Genomic DNA, 12,496 nt, shown 5'->3' with positions numbered 1-12,496 from the left:
GCGAATCAGTCCACTAAATTTTATCCAGGCTGGTGCCAGGGACTCGTTTGTAGATGACTTGGCTACTTTATTCTAGGAATCAGTCAGGGGATAGCAAATACTACTTGTGTACCTATTTATAGGTACTTCATATGATCAATCGGAGAGGATAGGAACTGATTATAACAATCAGTTCCTATAGAGGGCTTGTATAAAGCACCCAGAATATAAAGGATGCTAAGCAGAAACTGTAAAACGTTCAGACATTTGCTTCAAATGATCAGAAAGCTGCGCCAGCTCTTCACTGGACCTAGCGATCTGTTCAGCACCAACAGCACTCTGTTCTGATATTTTACTGATGTTTACAATGTTCATATTGATTTCTTCAGCAACCGCAGACTGTTCTTCAGAAGCACTTGCAACCTGCGCGGTCATAACATCGATACGAGACACTGACTCTGTAATTTCATCCAAAGAGCTTTGCGCCCGTTTGGCTTGATCAACCACCAGTTCAGCAGCCGCTTTACTCTCCATCATTGCTGTTGCGGCTGCTTGAGATCCAGACTGAAGATTTTGAATCAGATCATTAATCTCACGGGTAGATTCATGCGTTCGAGTGGAGAGATTTCTCACCTCATCTGCGACTACGGCAAAACCACGTCCCTGCTCCCCTGCTCTTGCTGCTTCGATTGCCGCATTGAGCGCCAGCAAATTGGTTTGTTCTGCAATACCGGTAATCACTTCAATAATGGCTGAAATATTGCCACTCTGAGTTTCGAGGGTATGAGTCAAGGACTCCGCATGCAGCAATTTGTTGGAAAGATCTGTTACGGAACTCATAGCCTGGTGAACTATATTCTTACCATTATCTGCGGCTAATGATGCATTATGAGACGCTGTCGCAGCGTCAGAAATATTCTCGGCAACATCATGCACCGTCGCCGACATTTCGGTCATGGCAGTGGCAACCAGACGGGTTTCATCCTTCTGAGACTCCATCCCGGCCTGTGTTTGATTAGTTGTTACCGACAGTTCAGTGGATGCACTTGCAACCTGCGAGGTTGCAGCAGATATCTCATGAAGCACTTCATTAAAACTGTCCAGCATGCCGTCAAAAGCTTTACCCATCTCTGCAATTTCATCAGAGCCTGACAAATTCGATCTGTTGGTTAAGTCCCGTGTTTTGGTAACCTGAACCATCTGGTCCCGTAACGATACGACCGGAAGCACAATGGCACGGCTGATAAGAACAACCATTACCAGCATCAGCACAATAATCCCGGTGGTATTTCTGGCGATAACCCAAACCTCATCCCAGAAGGCTTTATCTATATCGTCCGTATAGACACCTGTACCAACGACCCATCCCCATTGGGGAAACGATTTAACATAAGTAAGCTTGCCAATCAGTTCGGTCTCTCCCGGGCGGTCCCAAAAATAGTCAACATAACCATCACCACTGGACTGACTGACTTTTACCATCTCAGCAAAGAGCGGCTTCCCGTTAGGATCTTTAACAGCTTTAACACTGGTACCTTCCAGTTCTGGTTTAAAAGGATGCATAATCATCGTATGCTGCTGGTCCAGCACAAAAAAATACTCCAGACCGGCATAACGCAGGGCTCTTAAGGCGGCAATAGCTTCGTTCCGGGCCTGATCTTCTGAGATCTTCCCTTCAGAAACCAGACCCGCTTCGCGCTCTAATACCGAATAAGCGATATCTACATAATACTGAAGTTGCTGAGCCTTAGACTTATTCAGATCCTTCCATAGCTCCGTTAGCGACAATGCTTGGCTACTCATAATACCCACGAGAGCAACGGCTACCACTAGCATCAGTTTGCTTCGTACTTTGAGCTGACTTACCAAGTTATTCATCTACTCTTACTCCTTAATAGAACAGTAGCAACCGTAACCATTTTTTTACGATTGCCGGTCTTTATATCTGCATCCAACAATACAACCAACTGAAAAAAACTGACTACAACCAACATAAGACTGAAAGGCGGTATCAGCCCTCATCGTAGATGACTCGCTTCAGCAATCAGCACGCTAATTTAGCATAATATGATTAAGATCAAGTGACATTGATTTCGGTTATTGCCTGGCTGATTCAGGACTGCTTATTCCACATAGAAGATGGCATTTTATTAGAACTAAAAGAAATAACCTAATAACAACAGAAAAAAGTGCAACCAATGAAAGGACACCGACATACGCCAATTGAGAATGCAGACAACAGTATAGATAAGGAAAGTCTTACTCAAAAAAAACCCCGCAAATGCCGTTGAACAGATGCGGGGTTAAAGCACAACGAATAGGCTTGAGTCTGAAATCCAGGGGTTAAGTTTAGTACGGGGCTGCAAAAGCCAGTGAGCACATGGAACTAGACAGTGCTTGACTTAGCTTTAGCTTCGTTATCAGCCGCCACTTTGTTGAATGTGTTTTCGTCCAGCTCTTCTTCACTTTTGGCAACCAGCAGCGTCACCATCATATCCCCACATACGTTTACCGTTGTGCGGGCCATATCTAAAATACGATCAATGCCCGCAATAATAGCGAGACCTTCTAAAGGTAAACCAACGGTGGTAAGCACCAAAGACAGCATGATCAAACCCGCTCCCGGTACGCCCGCTGTTCCGATTGACGCCAATGTGGCAGTCAGAATAATGGTTACATAATCAGCAAACTCCAAGTCGACCCCAAAAGCCTGGGCAATAAAGAGTGCCGTTACTCCTTGATAGAGAGCGGTACCGTCCATGTTGATGGTCGCCCCCAGGGGTAAAACAAAGCTGGAAATTCCCTTTGACACACCCAACTCTTCCCGAGCGCTCTTAATCGTCGCAGGTAGTGTTCCTGAGCTGCTCGTAGTGGTAAATGCCACTGCAGCCGGATTAATCAACCCTTTCAGATAACGCAGTGGGTTCAATCGACCTAATACGCTGATCAAACCGGTGTAGAAAACCAGCACATGTATCAGACAGCCGATATAGACGACACTGATCACTTTAATCAGGGGTAACAGGATATCCAGTCCATATTTTCCTGAAACCCAGGCCATTAGACCAAATACACCAAATGGCGCCAGATACATCACCATTTCAGTTAACTTGTACATAGCCTCAGCCAAGCTCTCGAAAACACGTACAGCGGGCTTTCCTTTCTCTCCACAGAAGTTAAGAGCCAAACCGAGACCCAATGCAAAAACGATTATCTGTAAAATGTTCCCTGCTGCCAAAGCTCCAACGGGGTTCTTTGGGATCATATTCAGCAGAGTCTGGACCAGCGTCGGTGCTTCTTTACCGGCAGCAGCTGCTTCTGTCAGCTCCATGTTCAAACCGACGCCAGGTGCCAGCAAAGTCGCAAGACTTAGTCCGATAGTGATAGCTACCGCTGTAGTCCCGAGATAGAAGGCTACGGACTTCAGCCCGACTCGACCCATTTTCCGGGTATCTTCCATGGAGGTAACCCCCACGATCAAAGAGCAAAAAACCAACGGCACAATAAGCATCTTTATTGCGTTTATAAACAGGGTACCTATGGGTTTCAGCATCTCTGCATCTGGCCCCATAAGGGTACCGACAATAGCGCCCAACACCATTCCTATAAGTATTTTTTTCCAAAGGGCAAGCCCTCTCCAAAGTCCGGGGCGGCCTGTTTCAGGCATGGTTTGGTCAAGAGTCTGTTGCATGACTTTTTCCTTTTATGATTGTAATGGGAAGTAGTAAGTTGTTTTTCAGGAAAGGGGATCCTTCCTGTTAATCTTGGTTAAAGATGACGATTGCGGGGGCGGATCATGGTTTCGGGTCTCATCAACTGAGCCAGTGTCTGCTCGTCAAGAAGCTGCTCTTGCCGAATAAGCCCGAGTACACTCTGACCACTTTCCAAGGCGCTCTTGGCGATTCGTGTCGCGTTTTCATAGCCGATATAGGGCACAAGGGCGGTCACAATTCCAATACTGTTATCAACCAGATCCTGACAACGCTCGACATTGGCAGTAATCCCCCTGATACAACGATTCTCAAGCATCGTCATTGCCTGAGTCAGCATACGGATGGACTCCAGCACGTTGTAAGCAATCAGTGGTTCCATCGCATTCAACTGCAATTGTCCCGCCTCTGCGGCCATGGTCACCGCCATATCATTACCCACGACCTGATAAGCCACCTGATTTACCGCTTCAGGAATAACCGGGTTAACTTTTCCTGGCATAATGGAACTCCCCGGTTGTTGCGCTGGCAGGTTAATCTCCCCAAGCCCACACCGGGGTCCCATGCTCAACAAGCGCAAATCATTAGAGATTTTCGATAGTTTGATTGCCAACCGCTTGAGCATGCTGGAAAACAGGACAAATGCGCCCATATCAGAGCTGGCTTCAACCAGATCGGTTGCCTGCTTAAACTCAAAGCCACTGATGTTGGATAACTCGTCTACAGCCAGAGCGGCATATTCGGGCTCGGTATTGATTCCGGTGCCTATTGCGGTGCCTCCCAGGTTAATTTCTTTCAATAGTTCAGCTAACCCGGCAACCCTTTCAATATCTTCACCCAGCGTTGTAGCAAACGACTGAAACTCCTGTCCCAACGTCATCGGTACAGCGTCCTGGAGCTGGGTTCGCCCCATTTTTAAAATCGAGGCAAATTCCAGTCCTTTGCTTTCAAATGCAGCTTGCAGGGAAGACAGGGCCTGTACCAGATCTCCATGTTTTAACAGTATTGATAGCCGAACGGCCGTTGGATAAGCATCATTCGTCGACTGAGACATGTTGACGTCATTGTTGGGATGCAGATAGCTATAATCACCTTTTGCGCGCCCAAACTGTTCAAGGGCCAGGTTCGCAATAACTTCATTGGCATTCATATTCGTGGAGGTGCCAGCCCCTCCCTGGATCATGTCCACGACAAACTGGTGGTGGAATTTACCATCCAGAATTAAAGAAACTGCGGCTTCAATAGCCTTTTCCTTTGACTCTTCCAAATGCCCTAGCTGTCTATTCGCCCTGGCGCAAGCCAGTTTTACCATCGCCAACGCACGCACAAGCTGGGGAAAGTGGTTGAGACTGACGCCACTCAGATCAAAGTTTTCACATGCCCTTTGCGTCTGAATCCCGTAATAGGCACCTGAAGGAACCCAGGCAGTGCCTAACAGGTCTTTTTCCCGCCTAAATTTGGACTCTGCTGAAACCGGAGAGCTATCGCTCATCTATAAAACCTCTATGCTCTTTTAATTTATGTATTGGTTATTTATCTAACAGTTAGCTGTTAGGGGATCTGTTCGCAGGTTCTTTAGCTTTACCCTCAATGACTTCCACAGGATAAGTAATCAGAACAGAGCAATAGTGGTGCCAGCTTGTAAAAAAAAGGCTACTTGATTGTTATTAAAGATTTTTTTGATATTTTTCTGGAAAACTTAACGATTGGAAGTGTTATAACCAGAGGAATAACCACTAAGACAAAAAATGATATAGTTGTTATATATCATCAACTTATAGCAACGATAGGTTGGTTATAGCTAGTCAAATAGTTATAGAGGTTTTGGCCAGGTATCGAATTCCTTTCGATCGATCAGGTATAGTTAAATCAGTCCAGAGCAGGATAATAATGATCCAGGCAATAAATATGAGATACTTCAAAAAAAATAAATCAGTATGTTGCAGCTGATCGAGCTGGATTAAGTAAGTAAATAAACAACATAAGCCCAGACAAAAATGGAAGGGATATTGAATGTCGAAAGGAAGAATTAGCATTAAAGAGAATGAAATTTCTCTGTTTATTAAAAACAAATTAAAGAGTAGTCACTCAATCAGTGAACTTCAAAAATTTTACTGTTTGCTGGTTGGAAGCGACATTCAAGGAAATGATTCTACTTGCTATTTACTCGTATACGATAGTGAAATATGGCTTATTCCTGAAATAACGACTGGATCAGAAGATCTTCGTCAGTGGTTTAACCAGTTGAAAAAAGAAGATAAAATCGTTATCGCTAGTCTGGATTACCTACCATTTAGTTGGCGTTCCATAATGCTGGTGATTCCAGGTTTAGAAGCAAACTTAAAGGTTTTGAATAGATCTGAGATCAGTAAGATCGAAGCGGATATCTCTCCAATTAATAACATGACTATTGAAGAAGCTTTTTAGGAAAATCAATAAGGACGTTTTATGTCTAGTTATGAACAATGTGACGCAAATTTTTCTATTGTGGCAGCGACAGCTGCTTTAAATCAGTCCAGATCAGGATAATAATGATCCAGGCAATGCAGGCATAATGAATGTGAGGTATTAGGGAGTTGTTGCTCTAAAGCTTCGGGAATCCAGTCCCATTTATTCAGCTTTGAATGGTTTTGAATCTTCCTGCAGTTACTGCACTGAACAACAAAACCATGTAAATTGTAATGCTCCTGTCCCAGCCGCACAGAGCTGTCTTTAACGTCCCTTTCGATCACACAATGATTCGTCAGCACCAGCCCAACTCTTCCATGTATCGGGTAAGCAGTTTGATGAAATAACCGAAATTTATCGCAAGACGAGCATTGATAGTCCTGAACGAAAACTGAATTATTTCTTAATGCGTTAGTATAAGAATTTCGATAGTAGATTTTTAAATCACCAGATATGGCCGAGAGGACACTCTTTCCCAACCCATAGCGTTCTTCTATATGCTTTGCCCCATTTTCAGTTGCAAACTGCAGATAATACTGGTTATAACCGGCAATATTCAAAAACTCATCCAACAGATAAATACTATCGGTACTACAATCTATTCCATCGATATCCAAATGGCTAATTCTTGTTGCAAAATCAGGTTCAATAATCATTCGTATATATCCTATAAAACCGAACGATTAAAAGTCCACAGTCGGCTCGTAATATCCTATTACTCAGCATAGCTTCAATATTCAGATTTTCTTTTTTTTCAACCGTTTGCTTAAAGCTGGTTGGGAAATTCCCAACAGGCGGGCCGCTAAGGACTGGTTTCCCTGAGCCCGACTCATTGCCTCATCAACCAATAGTTCTGACGCCTCTTGTAAACTCGGCAATGGTAAATCCGGATTAAACACACCTGGCTGAGAGAAGCCTGCTTCCACTTCTGTATCAACAGTCTGCAATGCTCGTCGGAACACATCCATTGATAACATCCGTGACCGATGCCGACTCATAGCGTCATAAGCCAGTGCCCGCAGCTCACGAACATTACCGGGAAACGGATAATTCATAAGCAAAACGGGCAGCTCTTTCGGAACCGTAGGTTTACTTTTATTCAGCTCATCGGCAGCCTCTTGCAGGAAAAAATCAAGCAGTAGCGGAATATCTCCCTTGCGTTGACGTAGCGGTGGGATTTCGGCCTGATGAATATTGAGTCGATAAAAAAGGTCTTTCCTAAACTCACCTCTTTTTTGTTTCTCAGCAAGGTTCTGGTGGGTAGCGACGACTATTCGAGCATACATTCTTTTCGGGCGGTCACTGCCTAACGGGTAATACTCACCCTCTTGCAGCAATCTCAATAGCTTTACCTGAGATGCTTGGCTCAGGTCCCCTATTTCATCAAGAAACAGGGTACCGCCTGTGGCCTGCTCCACCATCCCGGCTCGGGATCGGCTTGCACCCGTGAAAGCCCCCTGATGATGACCAAACAGCGTATCAGAAAAATGCTCATCATCGAGCCCGGCCACATTTACACTGACCAGAGGCCCTCCATCCCCCGAGCTACGGGTCATGCTGAGTTCATGTACCGCTTTTGCGATCAACTCCTTACCGACACCACTTTCACCACTAATCAGTACAGGTTGAGAGCTTGATGCTATCGATTCCAGGTACTGAAAAACGGACCGCATACCTTTGTCGGTAGTGATTATGTTTGCAAATACCTCAGGTTGTTCGACCCGGTCATTGAGAAATCTACGTTTTAGTTCTTGATTTTCCTGCCGCATTTCCTGCATTCGAACAGCACGTCTGATACCTTCAACCAAACGCCCCTCTTCGGTTGTCTTGACAAAATAGTCAAAGGCCCCGAGACGCAGGCAATCAACAGCAGTCTCCAGTTGATTGAGACCACTGATTATAATCACTCCTATTTCCGGGTACTCTTCAACGATCTGCTTTAGAAGATCTTCTCCGGACAAATATGGCATCGTCAGATCCAGCAGAACCAAACCAATATTTTCCTCGCCAAGAAGACCCATAACCTCCCGACTGTCCTGGCAGCGATAAAGGTGATCAATGCCGGCTTTGCGCTCAAGCAGCATACTGAGACTTCTTAAAAATGAAGTCTCATCATCGACTAACAGTACTCCGAAATCAGGGTAACCATTGTTCTTCATAAGCAGGCCATTATCTGACTTAAGCTGAAGAGGACTTTTTTCGAGTAGTAACACTTCATAAATTTAGCGATTCTTCATGGGGGTTAACACCGACATCGGCAGGCAGGCTCAGGGTAACACGCGTTCCCTCTCCCAGCCGGGAGTCAAATTCCAGTGTGCCTCCATGCTCTTGAATAATCGAAGCAGAAACAGATAACCCTAAGCCGGTGCCGCCTGATTCTCTCTTTGTGGTAAAAAACGGGTCCTGTAATCGAGACAGATGCTGTGGTTCTATTCCGCAACCTTCGTCCATCACTTCCAGAATGACTGCATTGTTAGCGGATCGGTAAAACGTCCTTACCCGAACCCCCTGATCTCTGTTTTGTAGCGACTGGCAGGCATTAACAATAAGATTAATAACCACCTGTTCAATTCGCTGGGCATTTCCTCTGACCCTGGGTAGCTGTTCGGCAAACTGTACGTCGAACTGTTCGGTAGCCTTACGGATGCTATTGTCTACCAGACGAATGGAAGCTTTTACCACCTCATTAAGATTCACCGATTCACTGAGATCAGCTGGCCCCTGGCGGGCAAAATCCCGTAAATCATCGACAATTCTCTTAATTCGGTTACTGCCGTCCAGCATGTCATCCAACATGGCCGGAATTTCTTCTCTCATCCGGGAATACTTCAACCCTCCAATAAAAAACTCACCCTGCTTTTGATAATGAGCATCGAGAATTTCCTCAGCATCCTTGCAGGCATCTTTAAGCAATGGCAGATTCAACAGCAACAGGCTGCTGGGGTTGTTGATTTCGTGAGCGACTCCAGAAACCAGAACACCCAGGGAAGTCATCTTATCTGCCTGAATCAGTTGCTGTTGTTGCATTCTTAATTCTTCCGTTCGCCGGGAAACTTGCTGACTCAATGCTCGATTCCAAATCATTATTCCGCCAAGAATCAGAACCAGTAAAACGGAAATTCCAGCAGCAATCTGCCCCAGTTGCTTCCAGGGTAAGCCACTGATTTCCAGGGGGCCAAACCATTTATCGTAAATCTGTTGCTGACGTCCGGTATTTTTGAGAATTGCCAGACCTTCGCCTATTTGCGCGAGCAGTTCCTCATTTCCCTTTTTAACAGCGTGGCCATAGCGCTGCGCTACAAACGGTTTTCCTAGCGGGACAATATTAGAAAGTCCCAGCTCACGGCTAAGATACAGGCTAGGCAGATTTGCCACCAAGGCGTAATCGTGCTGGCCTGAAGCCAACAAGCGCAGAGCATCGGCATGAGTATCCACAAGAATGAGTTCAGCTCCCACATCATTCTGCACCATCTGGTCATGCATAATTCCCAACCGCTGAACGATAACCGACTTGTCACGAAGATCCTTTAGCCCGGATACTGAAGCTGCTCCCTTACGGCCAAAAACTGACTGATGAACAATCGCATGGGGAGGAGCAAAGGAAAATAACTTACTCCTTTCTTCCGAGTAGGCCATTCCCTGAAGAGCATCCAGCTCACCATTCTCCAGACCTATTCGCATCTGATCCCATCCAGCCAATACAAACTCAACCTTCATGCCCATTACTTCAGCTATCGCTTGAGTCAATTCAACGTTGTAACCACTGGGCTGTCCGTTCTCATCGATAAATTCGTAGGGCGGGTAATTATGATCCCCTCCTATTCGAATCGTGCGGTTTAAAGAACTATCCGGGCTTTCTTGAGCAAAAGCGACACTAGAAACAACCATGTTGAGCATCAACCATATCCAGCATAAGCATCTAAAACAGGCGGTTAACCGGATCATCAGCTTTGTTTTCCAGACAATGGGTCAGAAGCTGAAGCGATTTCGGGCATTGAATAGCGTTCTGATAAGGTCGTCCACACCTTTTCAGCGCTGGCTGACAAGGGTCTGTTACAGCGATATAGATTAATGCTCAAGGGTATTTCCCATCGTTGATCTCCACATTGCACCAGATAGCCTTGTCGCAATTCATCATCAACTATAAAACCGGGAACCCAGGCCACTCCCATACCCTGCATAGCCATCAACTTCAAACTGTCTGCCAAAGGAGATTCAAAACAGGGAGAAAGAGCTGATTGAGGAAAGGTTCTGGAAATCAGCTGGCCAACCCTTCGTCCCAAATAGATGTCCTGAGGATAAGTTAAATAGGGAATATCCTTTTTATCATCAGTATCCAACAGGTATCGAGGTTCACCATTATCGTTAGTCTGACAAACAGGAATCAGCTTATCCTTTCTTAACGACAAGTGCTGAAAACGCTGCCCTTCAAGAGACACATCATGAAAAGCAAGGAGAAAGTCACAGATTCCATTCTTGAGAGCTTGTACACTGTCATCAACATTAGCCACAAGTTGACGGCTTCTGATACCCCGCAAGCTTTCACCCGAGTCCTGAACAAACTTGGGAAAGAATGACAAGGAAAGACTATGGGAAAGGGCAAAATCAATAACCGCTTCGGTACGCTGATTAAGCGCCTGCATGTGAGTGATTGAGCCTTTTAACTGCTCAATCAGATTTCGAGCGGTAATTCGAAACAACTTTCCAGCAGGAGTCAGCTGTACCGGTTGCTGAGAACGGTCAATCAGCTCACAACCAACCACATCCTCCAACGAGCGTATACGACGACTGAAAGCTGGCTGAGTGACAAACCGTTCTTCGGCAGATCGAGAAAAGCTCTGAGTATCTGCCAGAGACAAAAAATCCTCCAGCCACTTGGTTTCAATATTCATGGCCCCGCAACGCCAAAACCTGACAGCACGTCCTCACCCCTTTTTATAGCTTACAACGACAATTCTGTAACATCTGTATTCCACAGCCTGTAGTCCTGATAACACAGTTATAAACTCTTACCTGTATCTTCCATATTCTAACGCTCAGGCCTGTGGCTGAAAGACCTGTTTCGGGACTATTCCTGATTAGCCTAACATATACTAACAGTGCATAAGGCTGCCAAAACTCCAAAACTCAGCACTTTCTTCGAACTGATGCTGCTTGCGCATGACATAGACCCAAACGGCATTGGTCTCTCCTGCCGGTATTGTCTATCGTTCAAATACAGTACTCATCACCCCATACCCGTTAGCCGTGCTGGCACCCAGGTTGCCAAGCAGCGTTACCTGTTTAGATTGACGGATCACACCATGAACATACAGAAATACCCGGCCCACTCTTCGACCTTAGGCCCAGATTTTCTTCAGCAAATAGCACCAGTAGATATAACATCAATAGATATAGCTTCAATAGATATAGCTTCAATAGAAGCAACGCCGATAACAACCACATCAAAACTAATAGGTATTCTTGGCGGAATGGGACCTTTAGCAACAATGGATTTCGCTAATAAGATACTTTCCCTGACACCGGCACAGTGTGATCAGGAACATTTGCCTCTGTTGATACACTCCGTGCCACAGATCCCTGATAGAACTGCATTTTTGATGCAGAAAGCAGAATCTCCATTACCCTCATTGAAACAAGGATTAAATACACTGATATCTGCAGGTGCTGGCTGCATTGTCATTCCCTGTAACACAGCACATTTCTGGTATCCCCAATTGGCAGCAGTCAGTCCTGTTGAAATACTGCATATAGCCCGAATAGCATCAAAAAAGCTGAGTGATCAAAAAGTTAAAACAGCAGCTTTGCTAGCGACTGATGGCACCCTGAAAGCCGGTTTTTACAGAGAGGTGTTGGAATCTCAGGGGATAACCTGCCTTTCCCCCGGACAACGTATCCAACAGCAGGTAATGGAGGGAATCTACAAAGTTAAATCCGGACAGGTCGTCAGCGGCGCCAAGCTACTACTGGACAGCGCCAATATGATGCTGGATAAAGGGGCTGAACAGATTATTCTGGGCTGTACGGAAATACCTATAGCACTCGACAGTATTAAATCGCCGATTAAAGAACACTCTCTCGACGCAACTCTGGCCCTTGCCGAAGCCTGCATTGAATGGCATCAACAAGACAACAAACAGGCGCTGTGAATAAATCCATTGTGTTCTCTGTGGGCTCTAGAGCGACCAGATGCCAGGAAGACAGCACAGCAAAATAACGAGTCCTTTTCAAGCTTTCTGACACTGCTGGCGAGCTAAATAGCAGGGAATTATAAGATGACCGTTAGAGGTGAATTTCCCTTTGATTTAGAGTTAATAAATTTCATCAATTTAACTGTAATTTATATTGCACCAGCGTCC

General features: G+C 45.4%; 9 protein-coding genes. 2 read left to right on the top strand and 7 right to left on the bottom strand.

The window, feature by feature from the left end; all coding sequences use genetic code 11:
- Positions 1 to 216: 216 nt before the first annotated feature.
- The 3 genes from BGP75_RS19570 to BGP75_RS19560 form a co-directional block, all read right to left on the bottom strand.
- Complete coding sequence (locus BGP75_RS19570) at positions 217 to 1,857, bottom strand: methyl-accepting chemotaxis protein (protein WP_076720573.1); 1,641 nt, start codon at positions 1,855 to 1,857, stop codon at positions 217 to 219.
- Positions 1,858 to 2,365: 508 nt separating this feature from the next.
- On the bottom strand, positions 2,366 to 3,670 hold the full coding sequence (locus tag BGP75_RS19565) for a dicarboxylate/amino acid:cation symporter (protein WP_076720572.1): 1,305 nt from the start codon (positions 3,668 to 3,670) through the stop codon (positions 2,366 to 2,368).
- Positions 3,671 to 3,747: 77 nt separating this feature from the next.
- Positions 3,748 to 5,181: an aspartate ammonia-lyase gene (locus BGP75_RS19560; RefSeq protein ID WP_076720571.1), complete on the bottom strand. Its 1,434-nt coding sequence runs from the start codon at positions 5,179 to 5,181 to the stop codon at positions 3,748 to 3,750.
- A gap of 521 nt (positions 5,182 to 5,702) precedes the next feature.
- On the opposite strand from BGP75_RS19560, the gene BGP75_RS19555 reads away from it, so the two are divergent.
- Positions 5,703 to 6,116 (top strand): hypothetical protein, encoded by a 414-nt coding sequence (locus tag BGP75_RS19555; protein WP_076720570.1) that lies wholly within the window; start codon positions 5,703 to 5,705, stop codon positions 6,114 to 6,116.
- An 83-nt stretch (positions 6,117 to 6,199) separates the two neighbouring features.
- Here BGP75_RS19555 and BGP75_RS19550 read toward each other — a convergent pair whose 3' ends face one another.
- The 4 genes from BGP75_RS19550 to BGP75_RS19535 form a co-directional block, all read right to left on the bottom strand.
- Positions 6,200 to 6,793, bottom strand: coding sequence for a hypothetical protein (locus BGP75_RS19550; RefSeq protein ID WP_076720569.1), 594 nt, complete (start codon positions 6,791 to 6,793; stop codon positions 6,200 to 6,202).
- Positions 6,794 to 6,874: 81 nt separating this feature from the next.
- Positions 6,875 to 8,296, bottom strand: a complete 1,422-nt coding sequence (locus BGP75_RS19545; protein WP_076720635.1) for a sigma-54 dependent transcriptional regulator — start codon at positions 8,294 to 8,296, stop codon at positions 6,875 to 6,877.
- Positions 8,297 to 8,351: 55 nt separating this feature from the next.
- Entirely contained in the window at positions 8,352 to 10,034 is a 1,683-nt protein-coding gene (locus BGP75_RS19540; protein WP_076720568.1) for a transporter substrate-binding domain-containing protein, read from the bottom strand.
- 47 nt (positions 10,035 to 10,081) lie between these two features.
- Positions 10,082 to 11,029: a LysR family transcriptional regulator gene (locus BGP75_RS19535; RefSeq protein WP_076720567.1), complete on the bottom strand. Its 948-nt coding sequence runs from the start codon at positions 11,027 to 11,029 to the stop codon at positions 10,082 to 10,084.
- Positions 11,030 to 11,440: 411 nt separating this feature from the next.
- On the opposite strand from BGP75_RS19535, the gene BGP75_RS19530 reads away from it, so the two are divergent.
- The gene (locus tag BGP75_RS19530; protein ID WP_083704928.1) at positions 11,441 to 12,286 is read left to right on the top strand and encodes an aspartate/glutamate racemase family protein; all 846 of its coding nucleotides are present in this window, start codon (positions 11,441 to 11,443) and stop codon (positions 12,284 to 12,286) included.
- Positions 12,287 to 12,496 lie beyond the last annotated feature (210 nt).

The organism is Motiliproteus sp. MSK22-1, from assembly GCF_001968815.1.
In the GTDB taxonomy this organism is placed as follows: Bacteria; Pseudomonadota; Gammaproteobacteria; order Pseudomonadales; family Balneatricaceae; genus Motiliproteus.
Note: the sequence above shows the minus strand (reverse complement) of the source record. Positions and strands in the feature narration are given on the sequence as shown.

Excerpts from the sequence above, each read along its gene's own strand:
- BGP75_RS19530 (WP_083704928.1), top strand. The coding sequence starts at position 11,441 with ATGAACATACAGAAATACCCGGCCCACTCTTCGACCTTAGGCCCAGAT.
- BGP75_RS19550 (WP_076720569.1), bottom strand. The coding sequence starts at position 6,793 with ATGATTATTGAACCTGATTTTGCAACAAGAATTAGCCATTTGGATATC.
- BGP75_RS19560 (WP_076720571.1), bottom strand. The coding sequence starts at position 5,181 with ATGAGCGATAGCTCTCCGGTTTCAGCAGAGTCCAAATTTAGGCGGGAA.
- BGP75_RS19565 (WP_076720572.1), bottom strand. The coding sequence starts at position 3,670 with ATGCAACAGACTCTTGACCAAACCATGCCTGAAACAGGCCGCCCCGGA.
- BGP75_RS19555 (WP_076720570.1), top strand. The coding sequence starts at position 5,703 with ATGTCGAAAGGAAGAATTAGCATTAAAGAGAATGAAATTTCTCTGTTT.
- BGP75_RS19535 (WP_076720567.1), bottom strand. The coding sequence starts at position 11,029 with ATGAATATTGAAACCAAGTGGCTGGAGGATTTTTTGTCTCTGGCAGAT.
- BGP75_RS19545 (WP_076720635.1), bottom strand. The coding sequence starts at position 8,296 with ATGAAGAACAATGGTTACCCTGATTTCGGAGTACTGTTAGTCGATGAT.
- BGP75_RS19570 (WP_076720573.1), bottom strand. The coding sequence starts at position 1,857 with ATGAATAACTTGGTAAGTCAGCTCAAAGTACGAAGCAAACTGATGCTA.
- BGP75_RS19540 (WP_076720568.1), bottom strand. The coding sequence starts at position 10,034 with ATGCTCAACATGGTTGTTTCTAGTGTCGCTTTTGCTCAAGAAAGCCCG.